Raw genomic sequence first — 19,589 nt, 5'->3', positions numbered from 1 at the left:
CGGTAATGACTGGCACCACCCCCTCTGCAGCTGCCCCGTCCCACCCTGCCGGCCCCCACGCAGCCGGTCCCCATGCAGCCGACGCCGGTACGCACTGGCCCGCCCCCTTCGCAGCACGGCCGGTCGATGCCACTGTCACCGTTCCCGGATCCAAGTCACTGACCAACCGGTACCTCGTGCTCGCCGCCCTCGCGGACGGACCTTCCCGGCTGCGCGCTCCCCTGCACTCCCGGGATTCCGCGCTGATGATTGAGGCCCTGCGGCAGTTGGGGGCCACCGTCACGGAAGTGCCCGGCGACGGCGCCTTCGGCCCCGACCTGGAAATCGTCCCGATCAGCATGGATACCGTGTCGGCGGACACGGCGATCGACTGCGGCCTGGCCGGTACAGTCATGCGCTTTGTGCCGCCGGTGGCCGCGTTGCGCCGCGGTGAGTCCCGTTTCGACGGCGACCCGCATGCCCGCAAACGCCCCATGGGCACCATGATCGAGGCTCTCGCCGGCCTGGGTGTGGCAGTCACCGCACCCGACGGCGGTCCGGCGTCGTCGTTGCCGTTCACGGTGCACGGCTCTGGTGAAGTGCGCGGCGGCCACCTGGTCATTGATGCCAGCGCTTCGTCCCAGTTTGTCTCCGCCCTGCTGCTGGCCGGGGCGCGCTTCACCGAGGGACTCCACCTCGAACATCAAAGCAGCGAACACGTCGGCAAGCCCGTGCCGAGCCTGGACCACATCAACATGACCGTGGCCGTTCTGCGCGGTGTGGGCGTGGCGGTCGACGACTCGGTGCCGAACCACTGGGTTGTCTCCCCCGGCCCGATCCGCTCCTTCGACGTCCGGATCGAGCAGGACCTCTCGAACGCCGGACCCTTCCTCGCGGCGGCCCTGGCCACCGGCGGCACCGTGCGGATCCCGAACTGGCCCGCGGAAACCACCCAGGTGGGTGATCTCTGGCGCGGAATCCTGACCGCTATGGGCGCCACGGTGACGGTTGACGGCGGCACACTGACCGTCAGCGGAGGGCCGGAGATCAAGGGCGGCGACTTCGACGAGACCAGCGAACTCGCCCCCACCGTAGCCGCGCTGTGCGCCCTCGCCACCGGCCCCTCACGGCTGGGCGGTATCGCCCACCTCCGCGGCCATGAAACGGACCGGCTCGCCGCCCTCGTCGCCGAAATCAACCGCCTCGGCGGCGACGCCGAAGAAACCTCCGACGGCCTCATCATCCGCCCGGCCGCGCTGCACGGCGGCGTGGTGCACAGCTATGCGGACCACCGCATGGCAACCGCCGGCGCCATCCTCGGCCTTGCCGTAGCCGGCGTGGAAGTCGAGGACATCGCAACCACGGCCAAGACCATGCCCGATTTCCCGCAACTCTGGGAAGCGATGCTGGCCCAGGGACCCGCCGCAGATGAGGACACCGCCGGTGGCACGCAGCACTGATTCCTGGGACGAGTCCGACGTCCGGATCCGGCCGAACAAGAAGGGCACACGGCCCCGCACCAAGGACCGGCCCAGCTACGACGACGCCGTCACCGGACGCATCATCACCGTTGACCGCGGCCGCTACACCGCCGTCGTCGGCGAGGGGACCGCGGACGAACGCAAGATCATCGCGGCCCGTGCCCGGGAGCTGCGCCGCAACCCGGTGGTTGCCGGCGATTTCGTCTCCCTGGTCGGGGATGTCACCGGCGAGCCCGACACCCTGGCGCGGCTGGTCAAGATCCAGGACCGCAAGACGCTGCTGCGCCGCAGCGCCGACGACACGGACCCGATCGAACGTGCCGTCGTGGCCAATGCCGACCAGCTGGTGGTGGTGGTCGCCGCCGCCAACCCCGAGCCGCGGACCGGTTTCATCGACCGCGCACTGGTCGCCGCGTACGACGCCGGCATCGAACCGCTGCTGCTCGTCACCAAGGCCGACGTCAAGGATCCCGCCGAGCTGCTGTCCAACTACCAGCACCTCGACTTCCCCGTCATCATCTCCAAGACCGCCGACTCCGCCGCTTCCGGCATCGACGCCCGCTCCGACGACGGGCTCTCCGCCCGGCTCGACAAGGACGCGGTATCCCAGCTGCGCGACTACCTCGACGGCAAGGTCACCGTGATGCTGGGCCACTCCGGCGTCGGCAAGTCAACCATGGTCAACGCCCTGACCGGGGCCGAGCGGGCCACGGGAGGCGTGAACGCGGTCACCGGCCGCGGCCGCCACACGTCCTCGTCGGCACTGGCGCTCAAAGTCAACGATGCCCCGGCCGGGAGCTGGATCATCGACACCCCCGGCATCCGGTCCTTCGGCCTGGCCCACGTGGACCCGGACCGGATCCTGCGTTCCTTCCCGGACCTGGAACCGGGCACCGATGATTGCGAACGCGGCTGCAAGCATGACTCCACCGCCGTCAACTGCGGGGTCGACAAGTGGGTTGCGGCCGGGCACGCGGGGCCCTCGGGACCGGCCAGGCTCGCGTCCCTGCGCCGGCTGCTGGGCACTGACCCGCGGATGGAAGCGCAGGAAACCAAGGAACTGGGCACCGTTTCCTAGCCGGACCGGCAACGGGGCGGCGGCGCCGAGCCGCGGCCTCCCGCCCGGCAGCCGGGTTTGACGGTAGTTTGGAACCATGAGCCAACCAGCTTCGAGCTACAACGATGACCTGCGCCTTGCCCATGTACTGGCAGATTCGGTCGATTCCCAGACCATGAGCCGCTTCAAGGCGCTCGACCTTCGGATCGAGACGAAGCCCGACCTCACACCCGTCACCGATGCCGACAAGTCCGCGGAAGAGGCCATCCGCGGCCAGCTCTCCCGGTCACGTCCGCGTGACGCGGTCCTGGGCGAAGAGTTCGGCAGCTCGGGCCACGGTTCCCGCCGGTGGATCATCGACCCGATCGACGGCACGAAGAACTTTGTCCGCGGCGTCCCGGTCTGGGCCACCCTGATCGCCCTCGTCGATGAGGGCGAGCCGGTGGTCGGCGTCGTCAGCGCGCCGGCACTGGGCAAGCGCTGGTGGGCCGCCAAGGGTGCAGGCGCCTACACCGGCCGCTCGCTCGCCGCCGCCACACGGTTGAAGGTATCCAACGTCTCCAATCTCGAGGACGCGTCGCTGTCCTACTCCAGCCTTGGCGGCTGGAAGGAACGCGGGAACCTGGATGAGTTCCTGGGCCTGACCGAGGAAGTGTGGCGGACCCGCGCCTACGGTGACTTCTGGTCGTACTGCCTCGTGGCCGAGGGAGCCGTGGACATCGCCTGCGAACCCGAGCTGAATCTCTACGACATGGCCGCCCTGGTGCCGATCGTGACCGAGGCCGGCGGCCGCTTCACCTCGCTCGAAGGCGAGGACGGCCCCTTCGGCGGCAACGCCCTGGCCACCAATTCGATCCTGCACTCGGAAGTCCTCAAGCGTCTCAACCCCGGACTCGACGACCTCTTCCAGGCCCACCCGAACAACTGATCCGCGCCCGTAATAATCCGCTTCACAATCGGCGGCCGCCTTTTCCCCGGCTGCGCCGATGTCCTACGCTCGATGCAGGTCACGAGTGCCAGCGCTAAACCCCGGTTTGCTGGCCGGCAACCCTCCAGTCGCGGTGGGGTGCCCCGGGTGACGACCTGGCCGGTCCGGAACGGACCCGGCAAGCGCGGATTCCCACGGTGTGGGGTCCTGTTCGAGTGAGGTCCCATGACAACTGCCATTTTCCCCGTTGCCCCTGAATTCCATGCACGGCTTGCCCTCGCGGCCCGCCCGCTGGCAGCCGTCACCGGGGCCGAGATCCAGGCCCCGCTGATCACCGGCGGCCACGCGCGCTACGCCAACCTCGACTACGGCGCCTCTGCCCCGGCCCTGTCCGTGGTCTCGGCCTACCTGAACGAAATCCTGCCGTACTACGCAAGCGTGCACCGTGGCGCCGGCTACGCATCGCAGATCAGCACCTCCGTCTACGAGAACGCTCGGGACATCGTGCGGGACTTCGTGGGCGGCCGGCCCGGCGATTCCGTGATCTTCACGCGCAACACCACCGATTCCCTGAACCTGCTGGCCGGCTGCCTGCCGCTGCGCGACGGGCGGCCCGCGGGCGAGGTCCTCTACCTCGACATCGAACACCACGCCAACCTCCTGCCCTGGCAGAATGTCCCGCACCGCAGCGTCGTGGCCGCCGCCACCCTCGCGGCCACCGTGGACCGCCTGCGCGACGAACTCGCCCGCGGCGGCGTCAGCCTGCTGGCCGTCACTGGCGCCTCCAACGTCACCGGGGAGATCCTCCCGATCCGGACCCTGGCCGCACTGGCGCACGAATACGGCGCCAGGATCGTTGTCGACGCCGCGCAGCTCGCCCCGCACCGGCGGATCAATATCGCCGCGGACGACGTCGATTACCTCGCCTTCTCGGGGCACAAGCTGTACGCCCCGTTCGGCGCCGGCGTGCTGGTGGGGCGGACGGACTGGCTCGACGCCGGCACCCCGCACCTGGCCGGCGGCGGCGCGGTCCGCGATGCCCGGCTCGACTCCGTCAGCTGGACCACAGGACCCGCCCGGCACGAGGGCGGCTCGCCGAACGTCCTCGGTGCGGCGGCCCTCGCCCGCGCCACCCAGGTCATTGCAGCCCTGGACTCGGAGCAGTGGCAGGCCCACGAGGACGCCATCCGGTCCTTCCTCGTCGAGGGCCTCCAGGGCATCGAAGGGGTAACCGTGCACCGGATCTTTGCCGATTCTGCTTCCGATTCTTCCTCCGCTTCTTCCACTGGAGGCGATCAGCCGGACACCGGCACGATCGGCGTCGTGAACTTTTCCGTGGCAGGCTACGACGCCGGACTGGTGGCCGCCTACCTGTCGGCCGAACACGGCATTGGCCTGCGCGACGGCCGCTTCTGCGCCCACCCGCTGCTCAAGCGGCTCGGCCTGCCCGCCGGCTCCCTGCGGGCCAGCTTCGGCCTCGGCTCACGACTGGAGGACGCCGAACGCCTGCTGGCCGGCCTGCAGCAGCTGCGGCAAAACGGACTCGGCTGGGATTACGTGGTGGACGCCGGGCGCTGGGTGCCGGCCAACGATACCCGCAGCTACCCCCACTGGGCGCCGAACACCCCGGGCACGGCCGGCGCTGCGCCCTGCACCCTCGACTAGCGCAGGACCGGGGCCCGGCGCGGGTGCGGTAAATTCGAAAGGTATCTGTAACAAGCAGGACCTTCCCGAAGGAGATCGCACGTGGCAAGCGCCGGACCCAGGCTCCACAGCGGACCGAAGCTGCACAGCGAGCGGCGCCAGGAACTCGGACAAAGCTTCCAGGACGGCGGCGAGCACTATGAACGCGTCCGCCCCGGCTATCCGCAGGAGTCGGCCGACTGGCTGGTCCGGGCGGGAGCCAGGGACGCCGCGGACATTGGCGCGGGCACCGGGAAGTTCACTTCCCTTTTGGCAGAACGCGGACTGGCCACGGTGGCCGTGGACCCCTCTGCCGACATGCTTGAGCAGTTGCGCCGGACCCTGCCGGACGTCACCGCCATCGAGGGCAGCGCCGAGGACACCGGTCTCGAGCCGGAGTCCTTTGACCTGGTCACGGTTGCCCAGGCGTGGCACTGGTGCGACCCAGGCCTGGCCTGCGCCGAGATTGCCCGGATCCTGCGGCCGCACGGCGTGCTGGGCCTGATCTGGAACCAGCTGGACACCAGCGTGCCCTGGGTGCACCGGCTCTCCCGGATCATGCACGCCGGGGACGTCCACAAGCCACACTTCCGTCCGGCCGTGGGCCCCGAGTTCACCGGACTGGAGAGCCACCTGACGCGCTGGGAGGATTCCGTCACGGCGGAGGACATCCAGGAGCTGGCCAAGTCCCGCAGCTACTATCTCGCGGCATCGGACTCCACCCGGGCCAAGGTCACAGCCAACCTCGCCTGGTACCTGCACGAGCACCTGGGGCACACCCCAGGCGAGGTGCTCCGGCTGCCCTACCTGACCCAGACGTGGCGGGCCTTCCGGGCCTGATGCACGCTCACCCCGGATTCCCCCGGATTGCACGCAGCGCCCGCCAGGCCTATTGTTTCGGTATGCCTAATAATTTCTTATAGGCACACGAAACTTTGACACCGGCTGTTTTCCGGCCGGCGCCGATCATCGCGTCAACGCCGACGCGCCAATCACAGGAGCTGGCAGTGCTGGAGCTAACGGGACACGGGCAACCGGCGCAGGACGCCCCCACTTACAAACACCCGGGTGCCCGGAGGGCGCTGATCGGCCTGTTGGGACCGGCCTTCGTGGCGTCGATCGCCTACGTGGACCCCGGAAACGTGGCCGCCAACCTGACCGCCGGAGCGCAGTACGGCTACCTGCTGGTGTGGGTCCTCGTGGCCGCCAACGTCATGGCCGTCCTCGTCCAGTACCAGTCCGCCAAGCTCGGGATCGTCACGGGCAAGAGCCTTCCGGAGATCCTTGGTGAACGGCTCAAGCCGTTCTGGCGCCGCGCCTTCTGGGTGCAGGCCGAAGTTGTCGCCGCCGCCACCGATCTCGCGGAGGTGGTGGGCGGCGCAATCGCCCTGTACCTGCTTTTCGGCCTGCCCCTCCCCCTTGGCGCCCTGATTGTCGGCGCCGTGTCGATGCTCCTGCTCGCGGTCCAGGCCCGGCAGAAACAGCGGCCGTTTGAATTCATCATCATGTTCCTGCTCGGCATCATCACAGTCGGCTTCCTGGCCGGGCTTTTCATCAGCCCGCCCGATCCGGGAGCCGCCCTGGCCGGGCTCATGCCCGGCTTCCAGGGACCGGACACCGTCCTGTTGGCCGCCAGCATGCTCGGGGCCACCGTCATGCCGCACGCCATCTACGTCCACTCGGCCCTGTCCCGGGACCGGCACCGGCCGGACGAACACCTGCATGTTCCCCCGGCGGCCATCGCGCGCCTGGTCCGGGCCACCCGGTTCGACGTCGTGGCCGCCCTCGCGATCGCCGGACTGGTCAACATCGGCATGCTGCTCCTGGCCGCCTCCACCCTCGGCGGCGAAGAAGGCACGGACACGATCGAGGGCGCGCACGCCGCCATCACCGCCAATCTCGGTCCGATCGTCGGCGTGATCTTCGCGGTCGGGCTGCTCGCCTCCGGCCTGGCATCGACCTCAGTGGGCTGCTATGCCGGCGGCACCATCATGCAGGGCCTGCTCAAGATCCGGATCCCCGTCATGGCCCGGCGCGTCGTGACCCTCATCCCCGCCGTCGTGCTGCTGGCGGTGGGCTTCGACCCCACCTGGGCGCTCGTCCTGAGCCAGGTGGTCCTCAGCTTCGGGATTCCCTTTGTCCTGGTCCCGCTGGTGGTGCTGACCAGCAACAAAGCCCTGATGGGCCGGTTCGCCGACGGCCCGGCCCTCCGAGTCGCCGCCATCATCAGCGTGGTGCTCGTCGTGGCCCTTAACCTGGTCCTGCTGTGGCTCACTTTCTCCGGAGGCAGCTGACGGTAGGCTTAGGTCTGTGAAGACCAGTACGCCCTCCTCCTCGATCGAGGACTACGTCAAGGTCATCTATTCGTTCACCGAGTGGCAGCGCAAGCCCATCACCTCCACGCAGCTGGCGCAGCGCCTGGGCGTCGCCAACTCCTCGGTGTCGGAAATGGTCCGCAAACTCAAAGACCAGGGCCTCGTAGACCACAAGCCCTACAGCGCCGTCACGCTCACCAGCGATGGAGTCCGGCTCGCCCTGTCCATGGTCCGGCGGCACCGGCTGATCGAGACTTTCCTCGTCCGCGAGCTGGGATACCGCTGGGACGAGGTCCACGACGAAGCCGAACTCCTGGAGCACGCCGTCTCGGACACCTTTATTGAACGCATGGCGGCCAAGCTGGGGAACCCCACCCGGGACCCGCACGGCGATCCCATCCCGGCAGCCGACGGCTCGGTGCTGATGCCCGCCGCCCACCGCCTGAGCGAACTCGACGACGGCCACACCGGCCGGATCACCCGGATCAGCGACGACAACCCGGAGCTCCTGCGCTATCTCGCCGCAGAGGACATCGACCTCGACGCCGAAGTGGAGGTGGTGGGCCGGCGTCCCTTCGGTGGCCCCATGGTAGTGCGGATCGGTTCCGCCCCGGCACCGCGCGAATTCGATTTCGCCGACGAGGTCGCCTCGGCCCTCTGGGTCCACAGCGATGCCGGGCACGCCGGCTGCAGCGTCACGGAGAGCTGAGTGAAGGGTGCGCTGGACGAGCGCCGGGCCGTGCCGCGCCCCGGCGTGCCGGGCTGGAAGGCCTGGTCCGCCGTCGCCGTCGGCGGGCTGATCGGAACCGAGCTGCGTTTCGGCGCCGGCCTGATTTTTCCCGAAAGCGCCGGCGCGGTGCCGTGGACCACGTTGGCGATCAATGTCTCCGGGAGTTTCGTTCTGGCCACCCTGACCACCCTCTGGATCGCGCGGCCACAGACGGCTTTCTGGCTGCGGGCCGGCATCGGCCCCGGCCTCCTGGGTTCCTTCACCACCTTTTCGGCGCTGGTGATCGCCATTGACCAGCAGATCCGCGGCGGCTACCACGCCACGTGGCTGGCCTACCTCGGGCTCTCGCTCGTCCTGGGCCTCGGGGCCGCGGCGGCCGGCTGGAAAACCGGCAAGGCGATCGCCGACCTCCGCGGCGGTGCCCAATGATGACCGCGCTGGTGGTCGGGGCCTGCGGGGTGGCGGGAGCACTCCTGCGGTTCGCCGTCGACTCCTGGTTCGCGCACCATCAGGGCTCCCGACCGCACTGGCCCTGGGCGACGCTCACGGTCAACGTCGCCGGATCTTTCATCATCGGTTGGTCCATCGGCTTGACCGGCCACCTGGAGCTGGGCGCCGACTGGCACGCCGCGATCGCAACCGGTCTCGCCGGCGGCCTGACCACCTTCAGCTCATGGACCACCGCGACGGTCCGCCTGGTCAGCGAAGAGCGGTACCGGGCGGCGGCGCTCAACATCGGCGCGAACCTTCTCGCGGGGCTCGCGGCCGCGGCGCTTGGGCTTGCCCTCGCCGGCTGAAAACCTCAGGCCTCCGCCGGTGTGGCGAGGGTAACACCGGGGCGCCGTGGTGGCTTCGGGCCGCCGTCGTTCCCGTATCGTTGAAGGATGGTTACCCGACGTGAAGCAGCCCAGATCCTCGACATTCCCCTGGAAATGGCGCACCGTCACGGCATCCCGCCCCGGCTGTCCGAGGCCGAGCTGGGCGAGCTGCTGGACAACCCGCCGGCGTGGCTGGTCCAGTCCAAGGCAAACCGCACCGGCAAGCGGCCCGTCTGGGTCCAGCTCACCTGTGCCGTCTGCGGATTCTCCGAAGCGGCCCGGCCCAAAAAATGGTGGCCGGAATTCACGTACGTCTGCTGCGTGCACCACGAGGCACGCGAGATCCCCGTGCTCGGGCCCGGGCTCGTGCGCAGTGTGTACGACGGCGTCGGCAGCCGTTTCGCAGGGATCGTGGACGCCGCCGTTCCCGAGGCGTAGCTTAAAAGACGGGGCTACCCCTGGCCCCTGCCGTGAGGGAGAGCACCATGCCTGACAAGACGCCGCACCAGAGCGTGTCGAAGAAGTCGGTTAAAACCATCAAGGAAAAACGGGCAGAGAAGAAGGCGAAACACATCGTCGATGCCCACACCGACCCAGTGGCACACATCAAGAAGCGCTGAAATATCGAGAGGCCGGAAGCCGTTGCTTCCGGCCTCTTGTCGTATTGGCCTGACACGTCGCGGCGGGCTGGGGGCTCACCCGAAATGGATGATGTGACAATCTCCCGTTGGCGGTTTAGTGGTCTTGGAATCCGACCGAGAGGTCCCATTCCGGGGCCATGTCCGCGGGGCAGTTCCAACCGTTGAGCGGCGCGGCCCCCATCGGAATCATTCGACGCGGGTGGTGACGGCCCGGCGGGGACCGCCCACACTAAGACCAGTGCGCCAGACAGCGTGCTCGACACAGACCGGAGGAATACCAGTGACAATCACACCGGAGACTGAGGCCCACGGGCCGGTCGACTTCGTACTCCTGGAGTTCCCCGTATCGGGACTGACGGGACAGGCGAGTGAGGAACTCGTTAAGCTCGTCGAGCAGGGCGTGATCCGCCTCTTCGATCTCCTCGTCGTCATGAAGAATGACGACGGATCTGTCGAGGTGCTCGAACTCACCGACCCAGGCGGTCCGGCGGCGGGGTTCTCCTACTTCGAGGGAGCCCGGACCGGGCTCTTGGGCGATGACGACATCGCCGAGGCCTCGGCCGCGCTGCTCCCCGGGACTGTGGCCGCGCTGATCGTCTACGAGAACATCTGGGCGGCACCGTTCGTGGCGGCCGTTCGGGACAGCGGGGGCGAACTCATCGCGAGCACGCGGATCCCTGCTCCGGACGTGATGGAAGCACTCGATGCCCTCGAGGCCCTCGACGCCGAGACGACGGCACCCGCCGTGTCGCAGGCACCCGACGCGTAAGACACACAGGAAGCAATCCGACAGGAGAAAATTATGGGACTTCTCAGAGGTATAGGGCGGACGGCGGTGGTTGCCGGGACAGCCAGTGCAGTCAGCGGCCGGGTCCAGCGCCGCCAGGCCAACAAGTTTGCCGAGAAGGACGCCGCGACCGCGGCCAAGCAGCAGGAGGCCTACGATTCGCAGATGGCCCAGCAGGAGCCACCGCCGCAGGCCTACCAGCAGCCGGTCTACCAGCAGCCACCACCCCCTCCCCCGGCTGCCGGCGGCATCTCAAACGAAGCCCTCGAACAGCTCAAGCAGCTCGGGGCGCTGAAGGATCAAGGGATTCTCACGGAACAAGAGTTTGGCGTCCAGAAGGCGAAGATCCTCGGCATGTAGTGACAAGAAACTGCAAAGAGGAGGGAAGTGTCGGAAGACGCTTCCCTCCTCTTTGGCTTTAAGCACAAGACTCCCCGCCGGCAGAAGCCGGCGGGGAGTTTTGTGAACCCAATACGGGGTGGAGCGCCGTTGCCGGGCCCCTATGTGGAGATGGGGGGAATTGAACCCCCGTCCGATGTCGTGTTGTCAGGGCTTCTCCGGGCGCAGTTTGCGTTGGAATTTCTCGGCCCCAGCCATGCTGCAAACAGCTGGCTGATCCGGGCCCAGTCATCTAAGAGTCCCGTTTACCCCGATGACGGAGGTAAACAGCAGTGGCTATCTAAATGACGCCAGGATCCGGGGCAATAGCAACCTCGGGCTGACGGACTGTCTTACTGCTTAGGCAGCGAGAGCGAAGTCAGTGCGTTTTGATTCGGCACTTATTGGTTTGCAGACAGCGTTTACGAGATAATTCTGCATCCTCGGCCCGCTTCACCTGTCGCGACTAACATCGTCGAAACCGATCATCCCCGTATTTTTTTATCAAACCCGGACCGGACACTTTCGGATCCTTCCCGGACTACCAATCATAACGCACCGCCTCCGGGAAACATTCCCTGGCACCGTGACAGCCTGCGGCGCGCTAGCGGCGGTTGCGTTCGCGCATGACGCGCTGGGCCTCGCGCTTGTCCTGCTGTTCGCGCAGTGTCTGGCGCTTGTCATATTCCTTCTTGCCGCGGGCGACGCCGATTTCGACCTTCGCACGGCCGTCCACGAAGTACAGCTGCAGCGGCACGATCGTGAAGCCCGACTCGCGGATCTTGTGCGAGATCTTCGTGAGCTCTTCGCGGTGCAGCAGCAGCTTGCGACGGCGGCGTGCGGCGTGGTTCGTCCAGCTCCCCTGGTGATACTCGGGGATGTGGATGCCCTCCATCCACAGCTCGTCGTTGTAGAACGTGCAGAAGCCGTCCACCATCGAGGCATGGCCCTCGCGCAGGGACTTCACTTCCGTGCCCATCAGCGCGATGCCGGCCTCATAGGTGTCAAGGACGTGATAGTCGTGCCGGGCCTTGCGGTTGGTGGCCACTACCTTACGGCCACTTTCTTTGGGCACGGTAGGACTCCTCGGTTTGTTGGTGGTTCACTCCGGCCAGGTGGTGCGGAGTCTTTCCAGTTTACGGCAGGGCGCCCGCCTCAGCGGATGGCCCGCCGGATGGCCTGCCGGATGGCCCGGGCCGGACTACAGCAGGTTCATGGGGTCCACGGCCCGGCCGTTGAGCCAGGTCTCAAAGTGCGAGTGGCAGCCGGTGGAGTTGCCGGTGGTGCCTGAATAGGCGATCAGCTGCCCCTGGTTGACGTGCTGGCCGACCGAGACCGCCACGGAAGTGTTGTGGTAGTAAATCGTGGTCAGCGAGTTGCCCTGGACCACCCCGTGGGAAATCTTCACGTTGTTGCCGCCGCCGTCGTTGGCCCAGCCGGCCGAGAAGACGGTGCCGGCAGCCGCGGCGTAGACGGGCGTGCCGCAGGCGGCACCGAAGTCGATGCCGGTGTGCATGTAGCCGCCCTGGCCGTAGAAGTCGATGGTGCCCGGCGGCGTCGCCCGCCAGCCAAACCCGGAGGTGATCGGAATATTGCCTGGGAACGGGTGCTGCAGCCCGAAGGCCGACGGCGAGCCCTGGGCCGGCGGGACATACGGCTGGACCGCCTGTCCCTGCGCCCGGGCAGCTGCCGCCGCGGCCTCGGCAATGCGCCGCTGCTCGGCCAGCCAGGCCTCACGCAGCTTCCGGTCGCGTTCGGCGATCTCGGCGGCGACGGCGTCCTGCTGGGCCTTGACCTGCGCGAGCTGGTTCTGGATGCCGGGCTTGGCGGCCTGGAGTTGGGCGTCGAGCCGGGTGGTGTCGGCAATCAGCTTGTCGACGGCGGCCTTCTTGGCTGCGGCCTCGTCCCGGGCGGCCTTTTCCCGGGCCAGTGCGGCGTCGGCTTTGGCCTTGAGGTCGGTGATTTCAGCCTCGACGGCGGCCAGCCGGGCCTGCGCGTTGACGTTGGTGGCGCTCTGCTGGGTGAGCTTGTCCATCGCGGAGTTCTGGCTGCGCAGGGCCTGGTCCGCGAGGTCGATGGTGTCCGTCAGGCTGCTGCCCTGGTTCGACCCGAAGAACAGGGACAGGTTGGATGGGACGCCACCGGACTTGTAGGCCTGCGTGGCGATCTGCCCGATCAGCTTCCGGGTGTCCGCGATCTTTTGCTTGTCCGCTTCCAGCTGCTGCGTGATTTTTGCCTTGTTCTGCTGCGCCAGGTCCACACGGGCCGCGAGGGCCTGCACTTCCTGGACCGCTCCGGCCACCCGGCCCTGGGCGTCCGTGAGCGCCTGCTGGGCGCCGGGGAGCTGGCCCTGGTACAGGACCAGGTCTGCCGCAGCCTGGGCGATCTTGCCGTCCACGAATTCGAGGGAGTGCTGGACCCGGGCCGCCTCCTCGCGCAGCGCGGCCTGCTGGTCCTCAAGGTCGTCGGCGAATGCCGCCGGACTCGAGGCCCCCATGGTCCCGGCCAGGACCAGCGCCAGGGTGGCGCTGATCATCCGGCTGCGGCGCCCCACCAGGCGGAGCCGGAGGGATTGCCGGAGGGGGCGGCGGGCCATCGGTGTCATAAGCATTCCCTTTTCGTTGCGCAAAGCTAGACCCGCAAGTACCGGCGGAGGGTCAGCAGGGAGGAAATTCCGGCCAGGACAACGCCCAGGCCAATCAGGGCAGGTACCAGGATCAGGGTCTGCCCGGGTGAGATAAACGCGGTGTCCGGATACTGCTTGGACAGGACGCCTTCGAGGAAGAAGCGGGCCACGGCCCACAGGGTGCCGGAGGCCAGGGCGGCACCGATGACCGCGGCGATGACGCCTTCGAGGATGAACGGGAGCTGGATGACCATCTTGGACGCGCCCACCAGTCGCATGATGCCTGTTTCCCGGCGGCGGCTGAACGCGGAGAGCCGGATGGTGGTTGCGATCAGCAAAATGGCGCAGATGATCATGACTCCGGCAATGCTCACGGCCACCAGGGACGCGGCGTTCATGGCCGAGAACAGCCGCTCCAGCAGCTGCCGCTGGTCGATCACGGTCTCTACCCCGGCCTGGGAGGAGAAGGTCTCGCTGATGATCTCGTACTTCTCCGGGTCCTTCATGTTGATCCGGAAGGACGCCGGCAACTGGTCCGGGGTCACGGAGTCAACGATCGGGGAATTGGAGAACTGTTCCTTGAAGTGCTTGTAGGCGTCGTCCTTGGACTCGTATTGGAAGTCGTTGACGTACTGCGCCACCGCGGGCGACTTCAGCAGCGTGCGCAGGTTGTCCTCCTGCTCCGGCGTCGCCGGACCGGTGGCGCAGCCGGGCGCCGTCGAACCGTCACTGCAGAGGAAGATGGCCACCTGGACTTTGTCGTACCAGTAGCCCTTCATCTGGTTGATCTGCAGCTGCAGCATGCCGGCGGCGCCGACGAAGGTCAGCGACACGAAGGTCACCAGGATCACGGAGATCACCATGGACAGGTTGCGGCGCAGGCCGCTGCCGATCTCGCCCAGGACGAATGCAAGCCTCACGCCTGGCCCTCCCCTGCGGTGCGGAACTCGGCGCGGGCTTCGGCGCGCGAGCCGGCCCGGGGCGGGATAACTTGCGGCTGTTCGTCCCGTCCGCTGGCGTCGCGCAGGCGGCGCGACTGGCCCACGACGGGAATCATGGAGGTGTAGAGGGCCTTGGCCTCGTCGCGGATCACGACCCCGTTCTTCAGTTCCACCACCCGTTTGCGCATTTCGTTGACGATGTCGTCGTCGTGCGTGGCCATCACCACGGTGGTGCCGTTCTGGTTGATCTTGTCCAGCACGCCCATGATGCCCATCGAGGTGGTGGGGTCCAGGTTTCCGGTCGGCTCGTCGGCCAGCAGGATGCCGGGGCGGTTCACGACGGCGCGGGCGATCGCCACGCGCTGCTGCTCGCCGCCTGAGAGTTCGTGCGGGAGACGGTTTTCTTTGCCTTCCAGGCCGACGGTCTTCAGGACCTCGGGGACGGTGTCGCGGATGACGCTGCGGCTCTTGCCGATGACCTGCATGGCGAAGGCGACGTTGGCGAAGACGGTTTTCTGCGGCAGCAGGCGGAAGTCCTGGAAGACGACGCCGATTCCGCGGCGCAGGCGCGGCACGCGCCAGCTGGAGATGTTTGCGACGTTCTGGCCGGCCACGTAGACGGCGCCGGAGGAGGCACGGTCCTCTTTGAGGACCAGGCGCAGGAAGGTCGATTTGCCGGAGCCGGAGGCGCCGACGAGGAAGGCGAATTCGCCACGGTCGATCTCAAGGTTGATCGAATCCAGCGCCGGCCGCGCCTTCTGGTCATAGACCTTGGTGACATTTTCGAAACGGATCATGGCCCTTAGTACCCTGCAGGACATGGCCGCGAGGGCCCGGTTCTGCTGCCGGCGCAAGGGCTTTCGTTTGGGGGAAGTAGAGCTCCGGCCCCTCGACTATACGCACGGGTAACGGCGGAACCGCCGGAACGGCGGGGCGTGTCGCGCGATTGTCAGGGACCTCCCAGTGGAGGCGCCCGGCCGGGCGCCGGGCCTACTTCTCGGCGTTGCGGTTGTCCGTCCGCCAGCGGATGCCGGCGTCGATGAAGTCGTCGATTTCGCCGTCGAACACGGCCGAGGTGTTGCCGACCTCATGCTCGGTGCGGAGGTCCTTGACCATCTGGTACGGGTTCAGGACGTAGGAGCGCATCTGGTCGCCCCACGAGGCTTTGACGTCGCCGGCGAACGCCTTCTTCTCGGCGTCCTCCTCTTCCTTCTTCAGCAGCAGGAGGCGGGACTGCAGCACGCGCAGGGCGGCGGCGCGGTTCTGCAGCTGCGATTTCTCGTTCTGCATCGACACCACGGTGCCGGTGGGGATGTGGGTGAGGCGGACCGCGGAGTCCGTGGTGTTGACCGACTGCCCGCCGGGGCCGGAGGAGCGGAAGACGTCCACGCGGATCTCGTTGTCCGGGATGTCGATGGAGTCCGTCTGCTCGATCAGCGGGATCACTTCCACGGCCGCGAACGAGGTCTGGCGGCGGCCCTGGTTGTCGAACGGGCTGATCCGGACCAGGCGGTGGGTGCCGGCCTCGACGCTGAGCGTGCCGAAGGCGTAGGGCGCTTTGACCTCGAAGGTGGCGGACTTCAGCCCGGCTTCTTCGGCATAGGAGGTATCCATGATGGTGGTCGGGTAGCCGTGGCGTTCGGCCCAGCGCAGGTACATGCGCAGCAGCATTTCGGCGAAGTCCGCCGCGTCCACGCCACCGGCGCCGGCGCGGATAGTCACCACGGCTTCGCGCTCGTCGAACTCGCCGGAGAGCAGGGTGACGACTTCAAGGTCGGCCAGCGCCTTGCGGACCGATTCGAGTTCCGCGGCGGCCTCACCCATGGAGTCGGCGTCGTCCTCGTCCTGGCCGAGTTCCACGAGGACCTCGAGGTCGTCGATCCTGGCCACGAGCTTGTTGAGCCGCTCGAGTTCGGTCTGCTTGTGCGAGAGCTTCGAGGTGATGACCTGCGCCGCGGCGGGGTCGTCCCACAGATTGGGTTCACCGGCCCGCTCGCTGAGCTCGGCGATGTCTTCCTTGAGCGCCTCGACGTTCGAGACGTTCTCGATGGACGTGTAGGTGGCCCGCAGCGCGCGGATTTCAGCGGGAAAATCAATGTTTGCCATGGTTTTTTAAGCCTACGCTATGTGTCATAGCCCCCTGACCCTGCCGGATGCCCTCTCACTTTGGGTTGCCCGATAGCTGGTTGCCCTATCACTTTGGGATGCCTGACGGCCTGGTTGGCAGCATCTACAGATAGGGCAACCGGAGTGGCGGGCCAGCAGCTCACCGGCTGAGGCGGGAGCGCGCCGTGGACGTCGCCTCGATCCGGATGCCGTCCGGCACCAGGAAGTTCACCACCGGCGGGTGGACGGCTGCACTCAGGACGACGACGGCGGTGGCGCCGTCCGGGCTGCCCGTCGCCGGCGCCACGCTGAGGGCGCTGAAGCGGTCGAACGCGCCGTTGCGGCCCAGATAGATTCCTCGAAGTTAGGGAATGCGTTTAGTGGCGTTGAGTCTCGGTGGCCGCGAGGATCTGAACCTCGTGCGGCGTAAGGCCCCGGAGCCGGTCCATTAGCACATCGTGCGTCACACAGAGTTCACCCGTCAGCTCGTAAGCTCGGTTACTCCAGCGCAGCGCGTTGGCCCGATCCTCGATCGGGATTAGCCGGCGCGCCGTCTCGAAACTTACTTCGAGCTCGACAGATGCCTCTGGCAGCCGGTGTGATTGCGTTCAATGTGAACCAGTTCGTGGGTTAGGGTGCATCGCCGTTCGACCTGTTCAAGGCCCTTGTCCATCCAGATCACGTCCACACCGTTTGTGCGTCCGGGCACGTGGTCTGGCATCAGTACCCAAGAAGCCTGATGTGGGCCAGCTTTCGAAGGACTCCCCATGGATGGAACACGGACACGTTGGTACACCGCGGCTCTGACACTACGTCCTCGCCCGTTCCGACCCACTGCCGGTCGCCAGTCAAACGTTGGATGCCAGGCTAGGGATTCCCGCCGGATTTTCCGATGCCTACTAGCTTGGCTGCATAGTCCATGGCACTGTCCATCGCCGCAGCAGAAGGCGTCAAAGACGGCTCACCCTTCATAGCCGGGTGGTCACCGAAGACGCGAGCTGCAAAGTCTTTTCGCAACTGGTCCTTGGCTTCTTGGTCTCTGACGGGCGCGATGTACGCATTGAACGTCTTGAGCTGGACTGCGAGGGCGCCCGCCCAATTTGCCATGGACCTGTGTTGATGTGCCTGCCTGGCGAGGTACCCTGCAAGACCAAAGAGGCCGGCGAGGAACGCCAGTCGCTGCAGGAATGAAACGTAGTCTGTGGTCGGCGAGATAAGGAGATGCGCGTCGACGAGTTGGACTCCTACAAAAAATGTCGTCGCAGAGACGGCAACTATGAGAGTACCTACCGCATACCTGCGGAATACATTGGCCTGGGCGCTTTCGACGCCGGCCAGCTCGGCGTAGTGCTTGGAAAGCTCTACTTCCCCTTCGTGGGCCGTTACATCCTTCCTCGCGTCAAGAACGTCCTCGGCTTCCACCTTGAGACCCTTGATGGCGTCGAGTTCCACGGCCGCTCGCTCCTTCATGGAGCTAACCGAACGATGCTGCATCAAAGAGTCAGCCGCGCTCTCAATTCGTTCCATGACGAAGTCATTGAACTCATCATTACTGGAATGGAAGAAACTTTCTCCAGCCTGACTCAATGCAGATTCCAGGAGATTCCCCAGTCGGTCGGCATCCCCCCTGACTGATTCGAGCTGATTCAGCGATCGAAGCGTCTCGGTGGAGCGTTCCACCAGCCTCTCGACGGAGACGAGAATCGGTACGCCGAGCCAGAATCGACCGGCATGACTGGCTTTGGACGCCTCCTGCATGTAGTGCGTCATGCCGGGAGAATGAAGGATCTGGTTCCACGCAAACAGATAGAACCGGTACTCGTCCGGAGAGAACCCGTCGCTCTCGGCCACCGGGGCAAGAAGAATGTCCAACTCCCTGTTTGCTGCACGGACTGTTCGAGCACAACTCTCGAAGGCGTCAAACAGTTCACCTCGGGGCCTCGACGCTGCTGGTGCCTGATTTATTGTTACATCGGTCTCAGTCATCTTGCCCCTCCTGGGAAACCTTCCCCGCGCTCACGGGCTTCTTCGTATTCCCTACGGCCACAGGATTCGGTGGCCGGCTGAGCGGCTAACCGCTCGTAGTCCTCTGGAAGCGGGATGTTGTTGTCTGGGTGAGCGGACGTCCGGCGCTCGCGGACCTTCCGTTCGTGGAGCGCCTTACTGGCTTGGCGCTTCGCGGCTAGTGAGCTGGGTGCTGTGGACGAGACCCATATGGCACTGTGTGAGTGACGGTCATTGTCATTGATTTCCCCATATTTGCTGACGTGTTGGGTAAGTCAATCACAGAAGGTGCATGCGACGATGCACATCGCGGGATGAAATGTCCCTCTCTTGACATCTGCACCCATCGCCGTGGCCGGAGCCACTGACCGTTAGCACTCGCCGGCAGCAGTAGTTAGCTTCAGGGCTAACGGGCGGCCGGCACCTGGCGTTTCTCCCGCATACGGCTCACGCGAGCCGGTCCCTGATAAACCTCATTGAGTATTTCCGCCATAACTTCAAGAACCGCATTGGCATCATCACCGTCCACGTCCTCAACGAAATCCCCATGGGCCATGCCGTTACCGAGGTGACGCAACTCATGCGCGGCTTCCTGGGTGAATCCTCGAATGTAGCCCTTTGTCGTCATGGCGTCGATCTTGGCAGCCAGAGTCCCTTTTTCGATGTCGTGGTCCTTGCACGTGGCTTCAATCACTGAGCGGGCCAGCAGTATCGCCGCGCGATTTGCGCCGATACTCCGGCACCTAAAGGCTTCGTCGCCAGCAGATGCCACGTGCGTCGGGACATCGGGAAATTCCCGCCCGCCGACACTTTCGGGCATCCATGACACGTCCTTGTCGTTCCACCAAGTAGCGAACGTTTGTACAGGGGCATCGACGCTTTGGTGCGCGGAAACGGTACCGACACTCATCTTCTCGCAGTTATTACATTTGAAAGCCGCCTGAACCCACCTGTATCCAGACTTCCGTTGTCCCTCATGGCCGGATGTCACCGGGGTCATTGTTGCTAGAGCGCCACACCAAGCGCAGGTCGTCGAAGCCACTGTGTTCCCCTTTTGTCGTATATGAGACCAACAGTATGTCGGGCCCCCGACGTTTAAGGCTGAAACATGAATT

The 19,589-nt window shown here is 66.1% G+C and carries 21 protein-coding genes, 1 other RNA gene and 1 riboswitch; of the genes, 13 read left to right on the top strand and 9 right to left on the bottom strand.

Going from position 1 to position 19,589, the window contains the following annotated elements; translation table 11 throughout:
- The first annotated feature begins 5 nt into the window (after positions 1-5).
- The 13 genes from aroA to AC1D0A_RS17855 all read left to right on the top strand — a co-directional run bounded on the left by aroA (position 6) and on the right by AC1D0A_RS17855 (position 10,779).
- Complete coding sequence (gene aroA / locus AC1D0A_RS17915) at positions 6-1,439, top strand: 3-phosphoshikimate 1-carboxyvinyltransferase (protein WP_476946426.1); 1,434 nt, start codon at positions 6-8, stop codon at positions 1,437-1,439.
- Positions 1,423-2,538 carry a ribosome small subunit-dependent GTPase A gene (rsgA, locus tag AC1D0A_RS17910; protein ID WP_079553032.1) on the top strand — a complete coding sequence of 372 codons (1,116 nt, stop codon included), beginning with the start codon at positions 1,423-1,425 and terminating at the stop codon, positions 2,536-2,538. Before aroA ends, rsgA begins: the two co-directional genes overlap by 17 nt.
- A gap of 76 nt (positions 2,539-2,614) precedes the next feature.
- Positions 2,615-3,445: a histidinol-phosphatase gene (hisN, locus tag AC1D0A_RS17905; protein ID WP_028277489.1), complete on the top strand. Its 831-nt coding sequence runs from the start codon at positions 2,615-2,617 to the stop codon at positions 3,443-3,445.
- A gap of 77 nt (positions 3,446-3,522) precedes the next feature.
- A riboswitch (SAM riboswitch) is annotated at positions 3,523-3,636 on the top strand.
- Between the two features lie 34 nt (positions 3,637-3,670).
- On the top strand, positions 3,671-5,110 hold the full coding sequence (locus AC1D0A_RS17900; protein ID WP_476946425.1) for an aminotransferase class V-fold PLP-dependent enzyme: 1,440 nt from the start codon (positions 3,671-3,673) through the stop codon (positions 5,108-5,110).
- An 81-nt stretch (positions 5,111-5,191) separates the two neighbouring features.
- The gene (locus AC1D0A_RS17895; RefSeq protein WP_243181226.1) at positions 5,192-5,968 is read left to right on the top strand and encodes a class I SAM-dependent methyltransferase; all 777 of its coding nucleotides are present in this window, start codon (positions 5,192-5,194) and stop codon (positions 5,966-5,968) included.
- A 167-nt stretch (positions 5,969-6,135) separates the two neighbouring features.
- Positions 6,136-7,422 (top strand): Nramp family divalent metal transporter, encoded by a 1,287-nt coding sequence (locus AC1D0A_RS17890; protein ID WP_308197245.1) that lies wholly within the window; start codon positions 6,136-6,138, stop codon positions 7,420-7,422.
- A gap of 16 nt (positions 7,423-7,438) precedes the next feature.
- A complete protein-coding gene (locus tag AC1D0A_RS17885; protein ID WP_243181225.1) occupies positions 7,439-8,152 on the top strand; it encodes a metal-dependent transcriptional regulator in 714 nt (237 codons plus the stop codon).
- Positions 8,153-8,602, top strand: a complete 450-nt coding sequence (locus AC1D0A_RS17880) for a fluoride efflux transporter FluC (RefSeq protein WP_243181224.1) — start codon at positions 8,153-8,155, stop codon at positions 8,600-8,602.
- Positions 8,602-8,970 carry a fluoride efflux transporter FluC gene (locus AC1D0A_RS17875; RefSeq protein WP_243181321.1) on the top strand — a complete coding sequence of 123 codons (369 nt, stop codon included), beginning with the start codon at positions 8,602-8,604 and terminating at the stop codon, positions 8,968-8,970. The genes AC1D0A_RS17880 and AC1D0A_RS17875 overlap by 1 nt, the downstream gene beginning before the upstream one ends.
- Positions 8,971-9,057: 87 nt before the next feature.
- Positions 9,058-9,429 carry a hypothetical protein gene (locus AC1D0A_RS17870; RefSeq protein WP_243181223.1) on the top strand — a complete coding sequence of 124 codons (372 nt, stop codon included), beginning with the start codon at positions 9,058-9,060 and terminating at the stop codon, positions 9,427-9,429.
- A gap of 47 nt (positions 9,430-9,476) precedes the next feature.
- A complete protein-coding gene (locus AC1D0A_RS17865) occupies positions 9,477-9,611 on the top strand; it encodes a hypothetical protein (protein ID WP_018775274.1) in 135 nt (44 codons plus the stop codon).
- A gap of 301 nt (positions 9,612-9,912) precedes the next feature.
- On the top strand, positions 9,913-10,401 hold the full coding sequence (locus tag AC1D0A_RS17860) for a DUF6325 family protein (RefSeq protein ID WP_243181222.1): 489 nt from the start codon (positions 9,913-9,915) through the stop codon (positions 10,399-10,401).
- A gap of 33 nt (positions 10,402-10,434) precedes the next feature.
- Complete coding sequence (locus AC1D0A_RS17855; protein ID WP_243181221.1) at positions 10,435-10,779, top strand: SHOCT domain-containing protein; 345 nt, start codon at positions 10,435-10,437, stop codon at positions 10,777-10,779.
- 142 nt (positions 10,780-10,921) lie between these two features.
- Here AC1D0A_RS17855 and ssrA read toward each other — a convergent pair.
- From ssrA to AC1D0A_RS17810, 9 genes are all read right to left on the bottom strand, one after another.
- Positions 10,922-11,290, bottom strand: a transfer-messenger RNA (tmRNA) gene (gene ssrA, locus AC1D0A_RS17850).
- Between the two features lie 111 nt (positions 11,291-11,401).
- Positions 11,402-11,872, bottom strand: coding sequence for an SsrA-binding protein SmpB (smpB, locus tag AC1D0A_RS17845; protein ID WP_026266743.1), 471 nt, complete (start codon positions 11,870-11,872; stop codon positions 11,402-11,404).
- 126 nt (positions 11,873-11,998) lie between these two features.
- On the bottom strand, positions 11,999-13,402 hold the full coding sequence (locus tag AC1D0A_RS17840; RefSeq protein ID WP_243181320.1) for a M23 family metallopeptidase: 1,404 nt from the start codon (positions 13,400-13,402) through the stop codon (positions 11,999-12,001).
- Positions 13,403-13,428: 26 nt separating this feature from the next.
- Positions 13,429-14,343 (bottom strand): permease-like cell division protein FtsX, encoded by a 915-nt coding sequence (ftsX, locus tag AC1D0A_RS17835; protein WP_028276034.1) that lies wholly within the window; start codon positions 14,341-14,343, stop codon positions 13,429-13,431.
- On the bottom strand, positions 14,340-15,161 hold the full coding sequence (gene ftsE / locus AC1D0A_RS17830; RefSeq protein WP_043435207.1) for a cell division ATP-binding protein FtsE: 822 nt from the start codon (positions 15,159-15,161) through the stop codon (positions 14,340-14,342). Before ftsE ends, ftsX begins: the two co-directional genes overlap by 4 nt.
- Before the next feature lie 193 nt (positions 15,162-15,354).
- On the bottom strand, positions 15,355-16,470 hold the full coding sequence (prfB, locus tag AC1D0A_RS17825; RefSeq protein WP_476946424.1) for a peptide chain release factor 2: 1,116 nt from the start codon (positions 16,468-16,470) through the stop codon (positions 15,355-15,357).
- A gap of 160 nt (positions 16,471-16,630) precedes the next feature.
- Entirely contained in the window at positions 16,631-16,777 is a 147-nt protein-coding gene (locus AC1D0A_RS17820) for a hypothetical protein (protein WP_476946423.1), read from the bottom strand.
- A gap of 560 nt (positions 16,778-17,337) precedes the next feature.
- Positions 17,338-18,456 carry a hypothetical protein gene (locus tag AC1D0A_RS17815; protein ID WP_476946422.1) on the bottom strand — a complete coding sequence of 373 codons (1,119 nt, stop codon included), beginning with the start codon at positions 18,454-18,456 and terminating at the stop codon, positions 17,338-17,340.
- Between the two features lie 424 nt (positions 18,457-18,880).
- The gene (locus AC1D0A_RS17810) at positions 18,881-19,384 is read right to left on the bottom strand and encodes a DUF4145 domain-containing protein (RefSeq protein WP_476946421.1); all 504 of its coding nucleotides are present in this window, start codon (positions 19,382-19,384) and stop codon (positions 18,881-18,883) included.
- Positions 19,385-19,589 lie beyond the last annotated feature (205 nt).

This window comes from Arthrobacter sp. P1_D4 (assembly GCF_056406115.1).
The sequence above is the reverse complement of the archived record's forward strand: the minus strand, read 5'-3'. Positions and strand labels throughout refer to the sequence as shown.